Annotated in this window: 19 protein-coding genes; 8 read left to right on the top strand and 11 right to left on the bottom strand. The window is 35.0% G+C overall.

All coding sequences use genetic code 11. The features are described from left to right. Positions 1-2: 2 nt before the first annotated feature. Entirely contained in the window at positions 3-3,173 is a 3,171-nt protein-coding gene (locus tag C4F50_RS14725; RefSeq protein WP_194139413.1) for an efflux RND transporter permease subunit, read from the bottom strand. A gap of 6 nt (positions 3,174-3,179) precedes the next feature. Beyond that, positions 3,180-4,340, bottom strand: coding sequence for an efflux RND transporter periplasmic adaptor subunit (locus C4F50_RS14720; RefSeq protein WP_194139412.1), 1,161 nt, complete (start codon positions 4,338-4,340; stop codon positions 3,180-3,182). 265 nt (positions 4,341-4,605) lie between these two features. Here C4F50_RS14720 and C4F50_RS14715 point away from each other — a divergent pair, with 265 nt between their 5' ends. The 4 genes from C4F50_RS14715 to C4F50_RS14700 all read left to right on the top strand — a co-directional run bounded on the left by C4F50_RS14715 (position 4,606) and on the right by C4F50_RS14700 (position 8,345). Then, entirely contained in the window at positions 4,606-5,655 is a 1,050-nt protein-coding gene (locus C4F50_RS14715) for a sensor histidine kinase (RefSeq protein ID WP_194139411.1), read from the top strand. Beyond that, positions 5,652-6,386, top strand: a complete 735-nt coding sequence (locus C4F50_RS14710; protein WP_194139410.1) for a LytR/AlgR family response regulator transcription factor — start codon at positions 5,652-5,654, stop codon at positions 6,384-6,386. The genes C4F50_RS14715 and C4F50_RS14710 overlap by 4 nt, the downstream gene beginning before the upstream one ends. Positions 6,387-6,474: 88 nt before the next feature. After that, positions 6,475-6,768 (top strand): DUF3861 domain-containing protein, encoded by a 294-nt coding sequence (locus C4F50_RS14705; protein ID WP_194139409.1) that lies wholly within the window; start codon positions 6,475-6,477, stop codon positions 6,766-6,768. Positions 6,769-7,118: 350 nt separating this feature from the next. After that, complete coding sequence (locus C4F50_RS14700; RefSeq protein WP_194139408.1) at positions 7,119-8,345, top strand: PQQ-dependent sugar dehydrogenase; 1,227 nt, start codon at positions 7,119-7,121, stop codon at positions 8,343-8,345. Between the two features lie 201 nt (positions 8,346-8,546). Here the strand turns inward: C4F50_RS14700 and C4F50_RS14695 are convergent, their stop codons facing one another. From C4F50_RS14695 to C4F50_RS14670, 6 genes are all read right to left on the bottom strand, one after another. Next, positions 8,547-9,161: a thioredoxin family protein gene (locus C4F50_RS14695; RefSeq protein ID WP_194139407.1), complete on the bottom strand. Its 615-nt coding sequence runs from the start codon at positions 9,159-9,161 to the stop codon at positions 8,547-8,549. Positions 9,162-9,167: 6 nt separating this feature from the next. After that, on the bottom strand, positions 9,168-9,647 hold the full coding sequence (locus C4F50_RS14690) for a TlpA family protein disulfide reductase (RefSeq protein WP_194139406.1): 480 nt from the start codon (positions 9,645-9,647) through the stop codon (positions 9,168-9,170). A 112-nt stretch (positions 9,648-9,759) separates the two neighbouring features. After that, the gene (locus tag C4F50_RS14685; protein ID WP_194139405.1) at positions 9,760-10,416 is read right to left on the bottom strand and encodes an Imm19 family immunity protein; all 657 of its coding nucleotides are present in this window, start codon (positions 10,414-10,416) and stop codon (positions 9,760-9,762) included. Between the two features lie 27 nt (positions 10,417-10,443). Then, positions 10,444-11,031, bottom strand: a complete 588-nt coding sequence (locus C4F50_RS14680; protein ID WP_194139404.1) for a hypothetical protein — start codon at positions 11,029-11,031, stop codon at positions 10,444-10,446. A gap of 8 nt (positions 11,032-11,039) precedes the next feature. After that, positions 11,040-11,789 carry a DKNYY domain-containing protein gene (locus C4F50_RS14675; RefSeq protein WP_194139403.1) on the bottom strand — a complete coding sequence of 250 codons (750 nt, stop codon included), beginning with the start codon at positions 11,787-11,789 and terminating at the stop codon, positions 11,040-11,042. 1,127 nt (positions 11,790-12,916) lie between these two features. Next, positions 12,917-13,600, bottom strand: coding sequence for an SMI1/KNR4 family protein (locus C4F50_RS14670; protein ID WP_194139402.1), 684 nt, complete (start codon positions 13,598-13,600; stop codon positions 12,917-12,919). Between the two features lie 246 nt (positions 13,601-13,846). Between C4F50_RS14670 and C4F50_RS14665 the strand changes: the two genes are divergently transcribed. After that, positions 13,847-14,764, top strand: a complete 918-nt coding sequence (locus C4F50_RS14665) for a DsbA family protein (RefSeq protein WP_194139401.1) — start codon at positions 13,847-13,849, stop codon at positions 14,762-14,764. A 229-nt stretch (positions 14,765-14,993) separates the two neighbouring features. Here the strand turns inward: C4F50_RS14665 and tnpA are convergent, their stop codons facing one another. Both tnpA and C4F50_RS14655 read right to left on the bottom strand, forming a co-directional pair. Next, positions 14,994-15,455, bottom strand: a complete 462-nt coding sequence (gene tnpA / locus C4F50_RS14660; RefSeq protein ID WP_194139400.1) for an IS200/IS605 family transposase — start codon at positions 15,453-15,455, stop codon at positions 14,994-14,996. 511 nt (positions 15,456-15,966) lie between these two features. Continuing rightward, positions 15,967-16,446, bottom strand: a complete 480-nt coding sequence (locus tag C4F50_RS14655; RefSeq protein ID WP_194139399.1) for a CinA family protein — start codon at positions 16,444-16,446, stop codon at positions 15,967-15,969. Positions 16,447-16,789: 343 nt separating this feature from the next. On the opposite strand from C4F50_RS14655, the gene C4F50_RS14650 reads away from it, so the two are divergent. Genes C4F50_RS14650 through C4F50_RS14640 form a run of 3 tightly spaced genes read left to right on the top strand, consistent with a single transcriptional unit; the run spans position 16,790 to position 18,008 of the window. Then, a complete protein-coding gene (locus C4F50_RS14650; protein ID WP_194139398.1) occupies positions 16,790-17,293 on the top strand; it encodes a hypothetical protein in 504 nt (167 codons plus the stop codon). A gap of 11 nt (positions 17,294-17,304) precedes the next feature. Continuing rightward, positions 17,305-17,697 (top strand): hypothetical protein, encoded by a 393-nt coding sequence (locus C4F50_RS14645; protein WP_194139397.1) that lies wholly within the window; start codon positions 17,305-17,307, stop codon positions 17,695-17,697. A 38-nt stretch (positions 17,698-17,735) separates the two neighbouring features. Continuing rightward, positions 17,736-18,008 carry a PrgI family protein gene (locus C4F50_RS14640; protein ID WP_194139396.1) on the top strand — a complete coding sequence of 91 codons (273 nt, stop codon included), beginning with the start codon at positions 17,736-17,738 and terminating at the stop codon, positions 18,006-18,008. 70 nt (positions 18,009-18,078) lie between these two features. Here the strand turns inward: C4F50_RS14640 and C4F50_RS14635 are convergent, their stop codons facing one another. Further along, positions 18,079-18,447 (bottom strand): SpoIIAA family protein, encoded by a 369-nt coding sequence (locus C4F50_RS14635; RefSeq protein WP_194139395.1) that lies wholly within the window; start codon positions 18,445-18,447, stop codon positions 18,079-18,081. Positions 18,448-18,464: the final 17 nt, after the last annotated feature.

Raw genomic sequence — 18,464 nt, 5'->3', positions numbered from 1 at the left:
TATTACTCTTTATGAGCTTCTAGTAAATGAATTTCGTCTTCATCATCATCTTCGTCATCATAACCATCTTTGGCAGGACCGCTTACTTTTTCTTGTAAAGTCTGGAAAATGATAAACAATACCGGAATTACAAAAACTCCTAATATGGTTCCGATCAACATTCCTCCTACTGCACCGGTTCCGATTGATTTGTTTCCTACAGCACCAGCCCCAGAAGCAAACATCAACGGCACTAATCCTAAAATAAAGGCAAAAGAGGTCATCAAAATTGGTCGAAGACGTGCTACAGCTCCTTCAATCGCCGCTTGTACAATCGGAAGTCCTTTTTTTCTTCGGTCTAAAGCAAACTCAACAATCAAAATACCATTCTTCGCCAAAAGTCCGATAAGCATGATTAAGGAAATCTGCAGGTAAATATTACTATTCAATTTGAAAATAATCGAGAATAAATACGCTCCAGCCAATCCAAACGGAATTGAAAATAATACGGCAAAAGGCAAAATATAACTTTCGTACTGTGCACTTAACAAGAAGTAAACGAAAACCAGACACAAAATAAAAATAAATATGGTCTCGCTTCCCGAAGCTAATTCCTCACGTGTTAAACCAGAAAACTCATAACCATAACCTGCTGGAAGATTTTCTGCCGCCACTTCCTGAATGGCTTTAATAGCATCTCCTGAACTAAATCCTGGTTTTGGAGCTCCTGTAATAGAAATAGACGTAAATAAGTTAAATCTAGAAATGGATTCTGGTCCAAAAACTCTTGTCATTTTTACAAACTCGGTAATGGGTGCCATTGTTCCTGCACTATTTCGAACAAAGATTTTGTTAAGACCTTCTGTATTGGCTCTATATTCTGGAGAAGCCTGAATCATGACACGATATTGTTTTCCGAATTTATTGAAATTCGAAGCATATAATCCACCATAATAACCTTGCATCGTAGACAAGATTGTATTTACAGAAACTCCTGCATCTTTGGCTTTTGCCAGATTGACTTCCATCATATACTGCGGGAAACCAGGGTTAAACGGCGTTGTTGCGTATTGAATTTCTGGACGCTCCGCTAATTTTGCTAAAAATTCATTATTAACTTTAAAGAATTCAGCTGTGGTATGCCCTCCTTTATCTTGTAATTGAAATTCGAATCCGCCGCTTTGTCCAAAACCTTGAATAGTTGGAGGCGAAATAAAGAAAATACTCGCTTCGCGAATGCCGCTTGTTTTGGCAAAAAGCTGACCGATAACGTCGTCTACGCTCAAATCACGTTTTTCCCAAGACTCTAATTTTACAATAACCATACTGTAAGCACTACCTGCTCCAGCGGTAAAGTTTTGTCCGACAATACGAAGTGTATTTTTAACCCCCGGAATCGTTTTGGCAATACTGTCTACTCTTTTGGCAATAATATCTGAACGTTCCATAGAAGCCGATGGCGGCAAACTGATATTGGCAAAGACAGTTCCTTGATCTTCTGCAGGTACGAAAGCTGAAGGCGTGGTTTTCATCATATAAAATAATGCCAGACCTGCTATTACAATCGAAGCTAAAACAATCCATTTTTTTACAGAAAGAAAACTTACAGAACGCTTGTATCTTTGCGTAACATTGTCAAAAGCAACGTTAAATGAAGTATAAAATCTTTGTAGAAAACTTTTATGTTTGTGATCGTCTGCATGAGGTTTTAACAATAAAGCACATAACGCAGGGCTTAACGTCAAGGCGTTTACTGCCGAAAGAATAATCGCTACTGCTAATGTAATACCAAATTGTTTGTAGAAAACTCCTGTAGATCCTGTAATAAAGGTTACCGGAATAAATACCGCCGCCATTACCAGCGTGATCGAAATAATCGCACCCGAAATTTCATCCATGGCATGAATGGTCGCTTTTTTAGCCGATTTGTAACCGTGGTCGAGCTTGGCGTGTACGGCTTCAACAACCACAATCGCATCATCGACGACAATACCAATGGCGAGAACCATTGCAAAAAGGGTCAATAAGTTAATCGTAAATCCGAATAAATTCAGGAAGAAAAACGTTCCTACAATCGCAACCGGAACCGCAATTGCCGGAATTAATGTCGATCTAAAATCTTGAAGGAATATAAAAACTACGATAAAAACTAATATAAATGCTTCTATTAAAGTATGAATTACTTTTTCGATAGAGGCATCCAAATTTTCATTAACATCCACCATAATGGTATATTTCATACCTTTTGGAAAATTCTTTGCTGCTTCTTCAATCAGTTTTTTAGAATTGATGATTACATCACGTGCATTAGATCCAGGTGTCTGACTAATTGCCATTGCTGCAGATTCTACACCATTTGTTTTAATAGTAGAAGCATAACTCAAAGATCCTAATTCTACTTTTGCCACATCTTTTAAACGAAGCATCTGCCCGTTTCCAACCGATTTAATGATGATTTCACCAAATTCTTTGTCGCTGGTTAAACGTCCTTTGTATTTGATTACGTATTGAAAAGCCTGATTTCCGTTTTCACCAAATTTACCTGGCGCCGCTTCAATATTTTGTTCTGCCAAAGCAGCCGAAATGTCGCTCGGAATCAGTTTGTATTGCTGCATTACATCTGGTTTCAGCCAGATTCTCATAGAGTAATCTTTGGCACCAAAAACGGTAACATCTCCCACACCCACTACACGCTGAATTTGCGGCACAAGATTGATCTTAGCATAATTTTGAAGGAAAGTCTGGTCGTAAGCTTTGTCGTCACTATATAGAGAGAAAATCAACAAGTTACTACTCTGGCTCTTGGTTACCGTTACACCGGCCTGAGTTACCTCTACAGGCAGTAAACTGGTCGCTCTCGAAACCCTGTTCTGCACATTTACTGCTGCTAAATCTGGGTTGGTTCCTACTTTAAAGAAAATTTTGATAGAAGCATTTCCATCATTGGTTGCTGTAGAAGTCATGTACGTCATGTTTTCTACACCATTAATTTGTTCTTCCAGCGGAATTACGATACTTTTAAGTACCACATCGGCATTGGCTCCTGTATAACTTGCCGAAACGTTTACCGTTGGCGGTGCAATATCGGGATACTGAGAAATAGGCAGTTCTATTAAACCTAAAACTCCTAAGATGACAATAATAACAGATATTACTGTCGAAAGTACAGGTCTTTGTATGAATATTTTAAACATTTTTTCTTATTTTAAATCGGCGTATACTGTTGCTGCGCTTACATTGTTTGCTTTTATTTGAGAACCGTCTTTAAGAGAAGCAACTCCTTCTAATACGATCTGATCTCCAGCTTTTAAACCTTCTGTTACTACATAATAATTGCCTGCGGTGTTTTCTAATTTCGCAATATTGACATTTTTGGTTTTTCCATCTTTACCTACAGTAACGGCAAATATTTTATCCTGAAGCTCAAATGTCGCACTTTGAGGTACGATTAGACCTTGATTTACTTGCTGCGGAATTCTTACTGTGGTACTGCTGCCGCTTCTGATAATTCCTTTTGGATTAGAGAAGCGCGCTCTAATATTTACGGTACCTGTTTCTGTATTAATTAATCCGTTTACGGTTTCAATTCTTCCTTTTTCTCCGTAAGTAGTTCCATCAGAAAGGACCAAAATTACTTCTGGCATTTTCTTGATTTTTTGTGCTAAAGGAGCCCCCTCATTTTCTTGAGTGAAGTTCAGAAGCATTTTTTCATTCATAGCAAAATAAGCATACACATTTCCGATGCTCGAAACGGTTGTCATTGGCTCGGTTGTATTGGAGCTTACCAAACTTCCTAAACGGAAAGGAATAGAACCTACAACTCCGTTAACAGGACTTGTTACAGTTGTATACCCCAGATTAACTCTAGCATTTACCAAAGCGGCATTGGCTTGCGCTAAACTAGCCATTGCTGACTCATATGTATATTGGGCAGATTCTAAATCGTATTTGCTGATAATTCCTTTTTCTACCAAAGGTTTTACTTTGTTTACAGCCAATTTTGCTGTACTAACTTCTGCCTGAGCACTTTTGATGCTTGCTGTAGCAGTACGAACCTGTTGTTCGTATTCTGGTGCACTAATTTTAAATAAAGGCTGTCCCGCTTTTACAACTGCACCTTCATCAACAAAAATTTTATCAATGTATCCTTCTACTCTAGGTCTGATTTCTATATTCTGCTGTCCTTGAATACTAGCTGGAAAGTCTGTATATAAGGTTGCAGATTCTGGCTGCAATACCAGTGTTTTATATTCTTTAATTTGCGGCGCTCCGCCGGCCTGAGCCGCTTTATCATCTTTTTTACCACAAGATGCGATAACTATTGATGCTGCTAGGATACTTAAAAATGATTGCTTATTCATTGTAAAAAATGTGTAATTATCGATTATATACTGACAAAAGAACTAAATTAAAAGGTACGAAATTTTTTCAATAGACGAAGAGGGGCAAATAATCGATAAAGACAACTTAACACCCGATGGACTTTTTTAAAATATTAAACAAGTGTTTAATTTTATCTCGTCGGCTGTAAATTGCTGTCTAAAGACTCTAAATCCGTTTTGAGCGATTGCCTTTAAATGATGTTTAAATAAAATGTAATATTGCCATTATAAATCACAAATTACCATGTCAATAAACTTTTTTAGACCCTATTTATTCACTGGAGTACATATTCTGGGATGGTTTTTATTGGGGTACCTTATGCTGTTTTACATTCCGCTGACCTGGAAAGTAATTCTGCCGTCGGCTTTCTGGCTTTGGCAGATTATTGTATTGTTTTTACTGATCGTTTTATTCTACTCTACAGCCAAAGTGATAGTGCCGAGAACAATCTTTAAGGACAATACTTCGCCGTTTTTACTTTGGGCATTTCTTGCTACTCTTACCATGCAGATAATCGCCTATTTTTATACTTCCCAAACCGATCTGCACAATCAAATTAGTAAAGCGATTGGTTTTACAAAATACAGAAACCCTTATTTTGACAATTACGTTTTTACCCTGACGCTGCTTGTTTTAGGAATAAGCACCAGCTGGGCCATGCTGCAATATTGGCAGAAAGCGGCACAGCACAAACAAAAGCTGGAGCAGGATAAAACAATGGCAGAACTGGCAATGCTTAAAGCACAGATTAATCCGCATTTTTTCTTTAATTCGCTCAATAGCATTTATTCTTTAACGTATACTAATATTGAAGATTCCCGAAATGCACTGCATACTTTAAGCAGAATGATGCGCTACCTTTTGTATAGTACTGAAGGAGAAAGAACTACTTTGTTTAAAGAAGTAGAATTCTTAAAAGACTTTATCGCTTTAATGAAACTCCGTGCCAACAGTAAATTGAAGATCACAACAGAGATTCCAGAAAAACTACATGACTATCCTATTGTCCCGATGTTATTACTACCTTTAGTAGAAAATGCTTTTAAACACGGTGTACATGCCACAGATAAAAGCGAGATCTTCATTAAACTTACACAGCAAAATGCTGATCTTGAATTTGAAGTTGAAAATACTTTCTTCGAAAAAACAACAATCCCTGATGTCGGCGGTATCGGACTAACAAATACCAAACGCAGATTGCAGCTTATATATCCAAATCATCATTTTATGACATTTGGTATTACAGAGGACAAAAAATATAGAATAAAACTAAAAATAATTTTAGAGCAATGACAGTATTAAAATGTATAGCAGTAGATGATGAACCATTAGCTTTAAAACTGGTCGAAACGTTTATACATCAAACTCCTTTTTTAGAATTAATAGATACCTGCGACAATGCTGTAGATGCTATGGGCATTATTCGCGAAAAACAGCCTGATGTTGTTTTCTTAGACATTAATATGCCTAATCTAACAGGAATGGAACTGGCCAGGCTTTTGCAGGATCAATCGGGTCCGCTGCCAAAAATTGTTTTTACTACAGCTTACAATCATTATGCTATTGAGGGCTATCGCGTAAATGCGGTAGATTATCTGCTGAAACCTTTTAGTTATGAAGAATTTCTTCGAGCTTCTAATAAAGTTTTACAGCTTCATGAAGAATCAAACAATCAGCAGTTTCAGAGTGTTACCGTTGAAGACGAGTTTATCTTTTTGAAAGTAGAATACCAATGGGTCCGCATTTCGCTCAAAGACATTACGTATATCGAAAGTCTAAAAGATTATGTAAAAGTTCATCTGGAAGATTCGCAGAAAGCCTTGTTATCGCTCATTTCGCTTAAAGCTTTAGAAGAAAAACTTCCTTCATCAAAATTCATGCGCGTTCACCGTTCTTTTATCATCGCTTTGGACAAAATAAGTGCGATAAGCAAGAATTCTATTTTTATTGATAAAATAGAAATTACTGTTGGAGAACAATACAAAGAAGCCTTCAAAATTATGGTCGATAAATGGCTGAAATAAAGCGAGTATAAAGCTACCTTAAACTTCACCTTAAAATTACGAGAAACTTATATTTTCTAGTTTATTATAAAAAAATAGTACAAAAAAAATGGAAAAGAGATCAAACAAATATTACCTGACTTTGAGTTTGAAAGAATATGCAAACGGCGACACCGAACCTGCAAGAGAACTCGGAATTGAATTTGACAATCACGATGAAATTTTCGGAATTATTGAAAGAATCAAACAAAAGAATATTTTTAAAGACGAGTCTGAAGCTGTTCAGTTTGCTTTGGGATTGAAATTGTTCAGTGAAATCAAGTTAAAAAACAGAAAAAATCCACTTTTTGAAGAATTAAATGAAGTTTTTCCTGTTTTTATGAAAAAATTAAAAAGTCTTTAAGATCTCTTTGATAATAAGGCTTTAAGCTGTTTTTTGCTAAATACTGATACGTTAAAATTTTCCTAAGAAAATAATAATACAATTCTTACCAGCAATATTTTATAACAATTCTCCGTTCAAAACAATGCATGTCCCACTAAGTGCATTTTCAAAAATGATTTAACCTACTTCAGAATTTCTTCTGTTTCAGGCAGTCAAAAAATCACTTAGGCGATCTTCATTGAATGTGAAACTGGAGAATTTCATTAAAACAGCAATCTTTCATTTTAGTGTGTCTCTAGAAATACGATTCTACTTCGATCTGTTCGATCATGCAAAACCTATTTTCTAACCATTAAAAATGAAACATTATGATAATCAAAAAAAGCATTTTTTTACTCGCCGGAATCATCGCTCTAAGCAGCTGTTCTAATAATGATCCAGAAGGCGATCCAGATGTTGGTACAACCGGACCACCAGTAGAAACAAATCCAGCAAACACCACTTATACGCCTGCATTTGCAGGACAAACCCGCGCAGGAAGCATTCAGACTACAACCGAAATCGAATCTAAAATTATCACCAGCGGCTTAAGCGCTCCTTGGGGCGTTGCTTATCTTCCTGACGGACGTCTTTTGGTTACTGAAAAAGCAGGTGCGATGAAAATTGTCACACAAGCCGGCGCTGTTGGAAGTGCTATAACAGGAATTCCTGCCGTAAATCCAGGATCTCAAGGCGGTTTATTGGGGCTTTGTCTAGATCCTGCTTTTGAAACAAACCGAATGATTTATTGGGTGTTTTCCGAAAGCGTTGCTGGCGGCAATATTACCGCTGTAGCGAAAGGAAGATTGGCTAACAACGATGCGTCTATTGAAAATGCAACTGTAATTTACCGTTCGAATACGCCAAATGCCAGCACATTACACTACGGCGGAAGAGTTTTGTTTGATAAAACAGGAAATTTAGTTGTTAGTATCGGGGAACGTTCTGTGATAGAAACACGTCCGTTAGCGCAGGCAGTAAACAGCAGTTTAGGAAAAATTGTCCGCATTACTACAAGCGGTCAGGCTGCATCTGGAAATCCAAGTTTTACTGCTGGAGGAGCTTTACCAGAACTTTATACGATTGGACATAGAAATCCGCAGGGATTGGCAGTTCACCCCACTACGGGAGAAATATGGCAAAGTGAGCATGGGCCAAGAGGCGGTGACGAAATTAACAGACTTACTGCCGGAAAAAATTATGGCTGGCCGACAATTACCTACGGAATTGAATATGGCGGTGCCAAAATTGGAGAAGGTATTACACAAAAAGAAGGTCTTGAACAGCCTGTTTATTATTGGGATCCTGTTGTTTCGCCAAGCGGTATGACATTTTATTCAGGAAAACGTGTTCCAGAATGGCAGAATAACTTATTTATAGGTTCGTTGAGTGCTACACATATTGTTCGTCTAGCGTTTAAAGACAATAAGGTCGCTGGAGAAGAACGATTATTAGCCGGAGAAGGACAACGATTTAGAGATATTACACAAGGAAAAGATGAAGCATTATACGCCGTAACCGATCAAGGAAGACTTTATAGAATAGATAAAAAGTAAACTTGTTCACTTATACTAGCCAAAAACGCCCCGTAATCGGGGCGTTTCGTATTTTAGGTTGTTTGCTTGAGGTTTGAAGTTTCAGGTTTCAGGTTTCAGGTTTCAAGTTTGAAGTTTCAAGTTTGAAGTTTCAAGTTTGAAGTTTCAAGTTTTACGATTGCGTTAACCTGTACCTTGAAACCTAAAACCTCAAACTTCATATTAAGCTTTTGCTTTTCTCTTCACAGTACAGCCAATTTCTTTTGTTTGTGTAACAGCAGGTTTTTGACCGCTTTTTAAAGAAGCAATAACCTCTTCTGCATATTTTGTTTTTTGAGGATTATTTCCTTCTGGATCATTATCAATGGCTCCCACATATTCAACAACATTCCCTTTTGAAGTTTTAGAGACAATAAAAATATGAGGTGTACGCTTTGCACCGTATTGGTCTGTAATTTTTTGCCCTGCATCAAATAAATAAGGGAAAGGATATTTTTTCTCTTTTGCTAATTCTTGCATTTTTGCAAAAGTATCTGCCGTAGAAGCTTCTGGATCGTTTGGATTAATAGCAATTACTGGATAGCCCTGTGGTCTGAATTTTTTATCTAAATCGATAATTCTTTGCTCATAACCTACTGCGTACGGGCAGGTATTACAAGTAAAAACTACGATATACCCTTTTGCATCTTTAAAAGTTCCAAAAGATACTTCTTTGTTGTCTACATTTTTTAGTTTAAAATCTGGTGCTGTATCGCCTGCTTTGAGGGTTACTGCATTTTGAGCTTGCGCTAAAAACGCCGAAAATGCTAACGCTAATAATAAGATTATTTTTTTCATAATGGTTTACAGTTTTTTATATTCAGTTAATAATTGTTCATAGGTAAATTCGCTTTCGACAAATTTTCGTTTGTCATTTTTAATGAAAAGTGTTGCGGGAATACTTCCTGACCAGCTTGGATCAATACGGTCAATAAATTCCTGCGGACTGCTTTCATTTAAAAGAAATACTTCTTTTTTAAGATTTTTTCTCTTTACAAACGGAATGACGTTTGACTCTAGTTTAGATTTAAAATCAAGACTTACCAGTAAAACTGCTAATTTGTCTGATTTATTTTCTGCGCCTAATTTCTCGAAATGCGGTAATTCTTTTATGCAAGGCGCGCACCAAGTTGCCCAAAAGTTGACTACATAGGTACTGTCTTTTCCGTTTTTAATTCTTTCCTGTAATTGGTTAATAGTCAAAAGTTTTACATTCTGACTAAAACCGCTGATAGAAAAAAACAGGGTAAAAAAAAGAGTGGTTTTAAAAAATATATTTTTCATATAGATTTTTGATTCTAATTTGTTTCTTACAAATATAAACTAATGCTCAATTAGATTTTGTTAATGAAAATTTAATGAGTTTTTTTGAAGAATATAAGTTCAGCGGTTCCACTTATTTCAATGCAAAAGAATTCAAAATTTTATTTAATTGTATTATATCTTCTTTGTAACGAGGGTAAGCTTCCAAATTTCTTACGCTGTGATTTTCATTATTGGTTAAGCCAATTCCTTCTATTTCGTTAAAAGGAGCTTGCATAATTAATCCGTTTAAAAGGCAATCTGCAATATAAATGGAATGTTCATCAAACTTCGGAATTGTATTCAAATATTTTACAATAATGGGTTTTAAAATCGCTTTTTGATCTTCAGAAATCCCTGTCATTGGCAGGAAAAGAAGCAACAGATTGGGATATTTTTCAAAAGCTAATAATTCATTCAATGTAAAAAACCAAGCTTCAAAATGTCCACCTAGATTTCCGATGTAAATATCATTCAGAAAAAAATTGATTTCATATTCTGCAAACTCAACAGCAAAATTTAAATTATCTTTTATGCTTCCTGCAACATATCTTGGATTTTCTTCAATATCATCATAATTAAAAAATTCCCTTTCCCATTCGTAAGCTTCCGTTTCGTTGGTTTCTACAACTTCTAGAACCTCGTCAATATTTATTTCTTCTTTTTCATCATAACCGCGTGACCAGCAGAAATAATATTTCCAGAAAAAAGTATTGTTGTTGAGTTCGTCTATTTGTATTGATTTATTCATGTTATCTTGTTTCAAATAGTTGAAATTCTAAAATTCTATTCTAAATGGATATGAAAAATCAGCTGTAAAATCTGGTTTTTCTGCCGAAGGTTTTATAATAAATTCAAATGTTGGTTCCATATCTTCTATCTGTTCCATTTCACCAGATTCTGTTTTGATTTCTAAAGTCTGTTTTGTTAAACCAGCTAAAATCGAAACACTGTAAAAACCATTTGGAAGTTCTATTGTGGCATGTTTGTACTTTTTCAGCAAATCGACTTTCTCTTTTGTAAAATCTTTTAAATACGGAATTGTATACAAATAAATCCTGCCGTTTACAACCGTCAAACAATATCCATCGCGTTTGTGCTGAAGTTCGTTTCCAGGTTTTAATAATTCAGGAACATCATCTGACAGATTAAAATAAACGGTATACGGATAGTTCACGATTCCAATCATCGGTACAATTACTCCTTCTTCTACAACTTGATCTCCGGTTTCTTCTGTTGTAAATTCCGTAAGAAGATCATCTGGTAAATCATTTTCGATTTTATACTGCATTAAACCATCTACATCGCCTAGAATGAAATAATCCATTAGATCGTTTAGTACTTCATTGAATTTATATATTGCCATGTGTTTCTTTATAATCTAGTTCGTTTTCCCATATAATAACTGTATTCTTTATCAAAAGCATATCCTCTTTCATCAATTACTTTAAAATGAAAATTGTCTAAACTTTTAGTCTTAATGATCTTCACTTCATCGCTGATTGTTCGCACAAAATAGGCTTGCTTATCATCTTTGGCATAGAAAGCATTATCACATTCGAGATAATAAGTTCCATCCAGACAAGACTCCAGAATTTTAAAAGTCTCTGGATCGGCATCTTGAATTATTTTTCCTTTAAAAAACACATGGTTTTTATCCATCCCCAGATTTCCAATTAATTCAGGATTTGGAATTTTGAAAGATTCAATATCAGCATTTTCAACAAGAATGGTATCTCCAAAGTACAGTTTGTTTCCCACTGCAGCGTAAAAATCATTTAGATAATTGGCTTTGCTAAAATCAAAAGGCATTTTATCATTGTGTCTGTAATAATTTTTGTTTGAAAATGTATATCCTTTTTGAATATCGAGTATTTTAAAGTCCTGCGGAAGGGCATCTTCTAAAATACCAAACCTGCAAAATGCACTTTGCAGGTAAATATGATTTTTATCTGCAAAATAAATTGTCGAAGCGTAATCGTCTTTTGTTTCTGCATTTGTTGCTATAATTTGAAAGTTTTCAAAATCTATTATTTTATAAAATTTCTTAAAGACTTCACTTTCATAAAAAAGAATAAATTCGTTGTCAATGATTTTATAACCTTGTCCTAATTCCTTAATCATAATCTATTTTTTTTACAATGAGACGTTCCTAACTGAACATTTTTTCAGCATTTTAAACTACTCAAAAATTACTCTTTAATAAAAGGCGGATGTCGCGTTTCGATATGTTTTAATTGTTTTGGAGTTCTAAATCTCATACTGACTTTTGCCTCAAAAACATTTTTTCGCTTGTTCTACCGACGAGATGTTCCTAACGGAACATGATTTTACAATCGCTTATTTATCACCTTTTTTGAATTCACTTTACCTCTATGCTACAGAGCAACATTTCGTTGGTAACTAACATAGACACACCCTCAAATATCGTCCCGTAGGCACGGCTGGGCATATTAATCTATAATCAAAACGTTCTACAGACGAGATGTTCCTAACGGAACATGATTTTACAATCGCTTATTTACTACCTTTTTTGAATGTACTTTACCTCTATGTTGCAGAGCAACATTTCGTTGGTAACGAACATAAACACACCCTCAAATATCGTCCCGTAGGGACGGCTGGGGCATATTAATCTATAATCAAACGTTCTACAGACGAGATGTTCCTAACGGAACATGATTTTACAATCGCTTATTTGCCCCCTTTTTTGAATGCCCTTTATCTCTATGCTGCAGAGCAACATTTCGTTGGTAACTAACATAAACACACCCTCAAATATCGTCCCGTAGGGACGGCTGGGGCATATTAATCTATAATCAAACGTTATACAGACGAGATGTTCCTAACGGAACATGATTTTACAATCGCTTATTTACCACCTTTTTTGAATGCACTTTACCTCTATGCTGCAGAGCAACATTTCGTTGGTAACGAATACCACACCCTCAAATATCGTCCCGTAGGCACGGCTGGGGCATATTTATCTATAATCAAAACGTTCTACAGACGAGATGTTCCTAACGGAACATGATTTTACAATCGCTTATTTGCTCCCTTTTTTGAATGCACTTTACCTCTATGCTGCAGAGCAACATTTCGTTGGTAACTAACATACACACACCCTCAAATATCGTCCCGTAGGGACGGCTGGGGCATATTAACCTATAATCAAACGTTCTACCGACGAGATGTTCCTAACGGAACATGATTTTACAATCGCTTATTTATGAGCCGTTTTGATATTGTTTTTAATCTTCCTCGTCATAGTCTTCATCGTCGTACGAAAGATAGTCCCAATTTACGTCTACACTCTCTATAAGATCATCAAAACGTTCTTGGTCGTAAGTTCCTATAAATGCCGCGGTGCAATTATTTTCTTTATCAAATGAAAGACTGATTACATCCTGATAATCATCGGTATAAATCTTTTGATTGTTACGACTGATTTCATCAATTAATGTAAAATTATCTTCGATAAAAAATACATCATTGGCGCTAACCGATCCGATAAAATTTCCGTTATAAGGCAATCCGCCAAAAGTGCCGTTGTAAATCGCCATCATTAATAAAAAACCTTCTATTGTCTGAGTTTCGATTATCCAATCTGACTTTTCGATTGTATCGTAATTTGCATAAACTGGAGGATTATCAAGTATTAAATCTTCTTTTTTAATTCCCCAGATTACAACACCTTGGTTTTCTTCGTATATAAGTAAAAAACCATCTTCAGAAAAAGTAATTTCTTCTGGCTTAAAAAGGGTATTATAACTGTAATTGATATTTTCTTCTTTTCCTAATACCAGATAATATTCTCGTAGTTTGGCCGGAAGCGTAATCTCTAATCTTTTTTCAAGTTCAGAAATTTCTTTTTCTGAAAAACCAAAGTTTTCATTTTCAAGGAGATTGTAAAGGCGCTTAATATGCTGTATCATTCTTGTAATTTTAAATTCTCTTAAGTGCTAAAATACACAATTACTATAAGATTATAACTACTCTTTTGGCATAAGTGTTCCTTAAAACAAACATTTTTTATAGTCACATTTAGTTGACTAATTGACTTATGCTGCATAAACAAAGACCTTTGCAGAGGCTGCGAGAAATACAAAATCATGAAAATACGAGCGCTTTTATTAATCCTGATGATCAGTGCAAGCTGTCAGTCACAAACAAATTCAAAAATGAATGAAGAAAAAACAAATCCTTTATTGTGTGATCCTGTTAGCGGTATGTGCGAAATGCCTGCCGGTAAAAATTCTAATGAAACTGTTTCTATTGTGACAGAACACAAACCGATAAAAATTATATACTATACCGATCCTATTTGTTCTTCTTGCTGGGGAATTGAACCACAGCTTAGAAAATTAAAATTAGAATACGGTGCTTATTTTGAAATGGATTACAAAATGGGTGGCTTACTTCCTGATTGGAATTATAATAGCGGCGGTATCAGCAAACCGTCTGACGTAGCGCATCATTGGGATGAAGCCAGTCTTTATTATGAAATGCCAATTGATGGTGATGTCTGGCTTGAAGATCCGTTAGAATCTTCATATCCGTCCTGTATTGCCATGAAGGCTGCGCAGCTTCAGAGCACAGAAAAAGCGGTAAAGTTTATGCGTATCGTGCGTGAAAAACTTTATTTAGAAAAAAAGAATATCACCAAATGGGAAAATATTGAAGACGCTGCTCAAATGGCAGGTCTGGACATTCAAAAACTAAAAGCAGACTTTGAGGGCGACGCAAAAAAACTTTTTCAAGATGATTTGGCTTTTGCAAAAAATCTTGGTGTAAGAGGTTTTCCAACATTATTTTTTGCTGATAGAAATCAGAATCAATTGACCGTTTATGGTTCTAAACCTTACAGCTCGTACGAAAATACCATTTTGGCATTATTTCCTGAAGCTAAGAAGAAAAAAATCTCGAACGAAAATCCGTTAGCAATTTTTGAAATTTATCCAACTTTGGCACCAAAGGAATATGCCGTAATTTTTGATATTTCTCTGAATGAAGCTGCGATTATTTTAGAAGAATTGTTCCGAAAAGGAAAATTAGAACAACAAAAAATAAAAAATGGAATCCTTTATTTAAAAAAATAAAACCGCAATTTTAATGTTTAACGGAACATATTATCCGTAATTTTCTTTTGTACGCATAACATCAAACGTTCCTACGGAACGAAAAATCTTATCTAATTCCTTGGAAGCTACCAATGAAATGTTCCGCTGGAACATTGAAATTTTGACATTGTAAACCAATGTTCCAGCGGAACATTTCATCGGTAGAAAAAAAAAATAGCGTGCATCGTCCCATCGGGACGTTTGACAATTACAGAATGGGTTCTTTAAAAATATACAGCTCATCATATTCTATGTCAAATGCTTTTAATTGCATTTTATATTCTTCCAAAAATGTTTGCTTTTTATGATGCTGTTCTTGATTTTGAATGTAACGAATAACATTTGGAACATGACTTCTGGAATACGAAAAAGCTCCATAACCTTCCTGCCACGCAAAATTAGATGACAATTTTTGTTGTTTAATCCATTTACTGGTTTCGGTCTTTATATTTTGAATTAGCGAAGAAATAGATTGTGTTGGTCGCATTCCGATAAAAAGATGTATATGATCCGGCATACTATTTATGCAAAGCATTTTATGTTGATTGGATTGAACTATTCCAGTTATATATTGATGTAATCTATCTTTCCAGTCGTTTTCAATTAATGCTTTTCTGTATTTTACAGCAAAAACAAATTGGATATGTAATTGTGTATAGGTATTACCCATTGTGGTTAATTCTTTTTCAATATTTATTTTTCAATCTTATAATTAAGAAGGCTAATTTATAAAAAAAGAAAGAATTTTAATACATTTTATTAAGGTCAAATGATTTTAATTTGAAAAAAAATTAGAAAAATGAATACCATCCTCAAACGTTCCTACGGAACGTCAAAGCTACCAATGAAATGTTCCGCTGGAACATTGAAATTTTTGGACATTGTAAACCAATGTTCCGGCGGAACATCTCATCGGTAAATTTCGTCGTGTATGGGACGAATAAATCAAACGTTCCAATGGAACGTCAAAATCTTTATCTTGGAAAAGCTACCGATGAATTGTTCCTACGGAACATAACCATAATAGGAAACATTGCTTTACAATGTTCCAGCGGAACATCTCATCGGTAGAAAAACAAATAGCCCGCATATCGTCCCATCGGGACGTTTGAAAATGCCAAATCGACGTGTTTTTATATTCCAAAAATGGTCTTTACCTATTTAAAAAATTAGTTCTAAGCTTAATTTTCAACCTCCTTCAAAATCAAATCGGCTACCACATCGATTGCCTGATTTATGATACTTTTTTGAGTTCCTGTAAATTCAAAACGTTTGGCAATTTCTTTATGGGCAAAAACAATATGTATAAAAATAGTCCCTACAGGTTTAGACTCGCTTTCACTTCCTCCTGGGGTTGTGAGCCCTGTCAATCCCACGCAAATGTCTGAATTAACATAGCGTCCAAAATTCTGCGCCATCAATTTGGTTACTTCGGCAGATTCTGCTGTGTATTTTTCGATAGTTCCCCACGGAATGTGCAATAGATCTTCTTTCATAGAAATATGATAACACACAATTCCTCCGATTAAAATTCTTCCTGAATTAAAAACAGAAGCAAATTCATAACACAATTTGCCTGCAGAGGCACTTTCTGCAAATGATATCGTCAGGTTTTTTTCTATTAACGCTTGACAGCAGGCGGTTACAATATCTGAGGCCATAGGATTTAAATTTAATTAGAGATTTTTTTTAAAATCAAATTTAAAAATGGATCTGTTTTTTAAACTTATAGAATTAATTACAATAATTACATTATAAGTAACTGTTAATTATACAACTATAATTAGTTTTCTTGTAAGAAAGAGCTTTTTTATACTTGGTAAATTTGTAAAACACAACATTTGAAATTATATAAGCCTAAAAGAATTTTTAAAATTCTACACATTTACACGCAGAAAAACAAATGAGTACACAACAACAATTGCAGAAAAGTATATTTTAAATTTCTGCAAGAGAACAAATGGAAAGATTAATTTTTGAACAACAATCTTAAAAACAAGTATTATGGAAAAGCTAAACAACCCTGATTACGGTCAGTTTGACCCTGATTATATAGATCAAAATACTCTTGTTGATGGTACTTACTCTGTTGAAGACCAATACAAACAAGAATTGAAAAAAAACGACGAAAAAGAATTTGGTGAAAGTGATCCCGATCACTATGAACAAAATACTTTGATTGATAATGATAACTACGCTAGAGATGAGGATCCGTATCAATACCAAGAGGAATTTATTGAAGATCCTAAGCATCCACTAGGTGATTTTGAACCCAATACCAATATCCGTTCAGAAAATATTCCAAATGAGGAGCGAATTATCAACGAAGATGATGCCATCACAAATGATGATACCGAAGAAGATTTAAAAGACAGTTATGATTCTGAATCTGAAGTGGATTATGACAATGATCTGGAAAAAGACGGCGATCTAGACAATAACGATGAACCAGAGGATATGGACGATTTTGAAGCAGAACATTATCCTGAAAATCATCCGAGAGAATAACAGTATTGACTATGGAAATTGTAACACAAATTATATGGCTGTTTGTTTTGGCAGTGCCTATTGCGTGCATAAGCTGGACAGTTACACATGAAGAAATTTTTAGAGAACCGCACGAATGGTGCGTCAGTCGTTCTAAAAATGACAGATACATACTTTCTCGAAAGTTCTTTTATCTGCTGACTTGCGAGTATTGCTTCAGTCATTACGTTACAATCTTCTTTTTGTTCTTTACCAATTATAAACTTTTGTTAATTGACTGGAGAGGCTATATTTTGGCAGGCTTTTCGCTGGTTTTTGTAGCAAACGTCTATATGAGTCTTTTTGCTCTTTTGCGACAGGCGATTAAAAAAGAAAAGGTCGAAATAGAAAAAATTGAGACCGAAACAACTGATTTAAAAAATTAAAATAATTAAAATAAGTATAACTAAATAAATTGACTATCATGGAAAATTTAAATTTCATTGACCCTCTATTACACGGAATCACACCTCAGTTACAGAATAAAAATCTATCAGTAAAACAAATGGCATGCGCAGGAGTTGGTGCGCTTTTAGCTGCTGCCGTTTTGAAAAAAACAGGACATGCTAAAATCGGAGCTGTTGTTGGCGGTTTAGCTTTGCCATTATTAGCATCTGCAGGTTATAAAAAATTCTGCGAGATCAAAAAAGAAAAAAATGATGCCAAAGCCAGCAGCGGTATCGAATACAATCATTAATTGAATGATATCTTTTAAAAAAAACAGCGCTTTCGTAGCGCTGTTTTTTTTGTCTCAAGTTTTGGATTTTCTAAGAAATATTTCCCTCTACCCAATTCAATGCTTTATTGAAATCTACTTTTTTGTACCCACGAAATTCTCCTGGAACGATATAACTAAAACCGTTTGTAAAAGAGATAATTTCTTCGGTATCGGTTACAATAGCGGCACGATTCCATTTTCCTAAATGTTTTAGCCCTAGGAGTGCATCTTCAAGCCAAGCACCTGCCGTAAAGTTTTTAATATCCGTATCTAAAACCAATAGAAAATTGATTTCGTTTGTTTGTTTGATCAAATGTTCGACAGCAGGGACAACTGCTGTTAAAAAATCTTCTTTGGTAACTTCAGCCAAGGCTCTAAAGGCAACAATATTATCTGTTGTATCTATTTGATGTATCATGGTATATTTTTTTGAAA

This window comes from Flavobacterium hungaricum (genome assembly GCF_015182285.1).
In the GTDB taxonomy this organism is placed as follows: Bacteria; Bacteroidota; Bacteroidia; order Flavobacteriales; family Flavobacteriaceae; genus Flavobacterium; species Flavobacterium hungaricum.
The sequence above is the reverse complement of the archived record's forward strand: the minus strand, read 5'-3'. Positions and strand labels throughout refer to the sequence as shown.

Excerpts from the sequence above, each read along its gene's own strand:
- C4F50_RS14725 (WP_194139413.1), bottom strand. The coding sequence starts at position 3,173 with ATGTTTAAAATATTCATACAAAGACCTGTACTTTCGACAGTAATATCT.
- C4F50_RS14720 (WP_194139412.1), bottom strand. The coding sequence starts at position 4,340 with ATGAATAAGCAATCATTTTTAAGTATCCTAGCAGCATCAATAGTTATC.
- C4F50_RS14715 (WP_194139411.1), top strand. The coding sequence starts at position 4,606 with ATGTCAATAAACTTTTTTAGACCCTATTTATTCACTGGAGTACATATT.
- C4F50_RS14710 (WP_194139410.1), top strand. The coding sequence starts at position 5,652 with ATGACAGTATTAAAATGTATAGCAGTAGATGATGAACCATTAGCTTTA.
- C4F50_RS14705 (WP_194139409.1), top strand. The coding sequence starts at position 6,475 with ATGGAAAAGAGATCAAACAAATATTACCTGACTTTGAGTTTGAAAGAA.
- C4F50_RS14700 (WP_194139408.1), top strand. The coding sequence starts at position 7,119 with ATGATAATCAAAAAAAGCATTTTTTTACTCGCCGGAATCATCGCTCTA.
- C4F50_RS14695 (WP_194139407.1), bottom strand. The coding sequence starts at position 9,161 with ATGAAAAAAATAATCTTATTATTAGCGTTAGCATTTTCGGCGTTTTTA.
- C4F50_RS14690 (WP_194139406.1), bottom strand. The coding sequence starts at position 9,647 with ATGAAAAATATATTTTTTAAAACCACTCTTTTTTTTACCCTGTTTTTT.
- C4F50_RS14685 (WP_194139405.1), bottom strand. The coding sequence starts at position 10,416 with ATGAATAAATCAATACAAATAGACGAACTCAACAACAATACTTTTTTC.
- C4F50_RS14680 (WP_194139404.1), bottom strand. The coding sequence starts at position 11,031 with ATGGCAATATATAAATTCAATGAAGTACTAAACGATCTAATGGATTAT.
- C4F50_RS14675 (WP_194139403.1), bottom strand. The coding sequence starts at position 11,789 with ATGATTAAGGAATTAGGACAAGGTTATAAAATCATTGACAACGAATTT.
- C4F50_RS14670 (WP_194139402.1), bottom strand. The coding sequence starts at position 13,600 with ATGATACAGCATATTAAGCGCCTTTACAATCTCCTTGAAAATGAAAAC.
- C4F50_RS14665 (WP_194139401.1), top strand. The coding sequence starts at position 13,847 with ATGAATGAAGAAAAAACAAATCCTTTATTGTGTGATCCTGTTAGCGGT.
- tnpA (WP_194139400.1), bottom strand. The coding sequence starts at position 15,455 with ATGGGTAATACCTATACACAATTACATATCCAATTTGTTTTTGCTGTA.
- C4F50_RS14655 (WP_194139399.1), bottom strand. The coding sequence starts at position 16,446 with ATGGCCTCAGATATTGTAACCGCCTGCTGTCAAGCGTTAATAGAAAAA.
- C4F50_RS14650 (WP_194139398.1), top strand. The coding sequence starts at position 16,790 with ATGGAAAAGCTAAACAACCCTGATTACGGTCAGTTTGACCCTGATTAT.
- C4F50_RS14645 (WP_194139397.1), top strand. The coding sequence starts at position 17,305 with ATGGAAATTGTAACACAAATTATATGGCTGTTTGTTTTGGCAGTGCCT.
- C4F50_RS14640 (WP_194139396.1), top strand. The coding sequence starts at position 17,736 with ATGGAAAATTTAAATTTCATTGACCCTCTATTACACGGAATCACACCT.
- C4F50_RS14635 (WP_194139395.1), bottom strand. The coding sequence starts at position 18,447 with ATGATACATCAAATAGATACAACAGATAATATTGTTGCCTTTAGAGCC.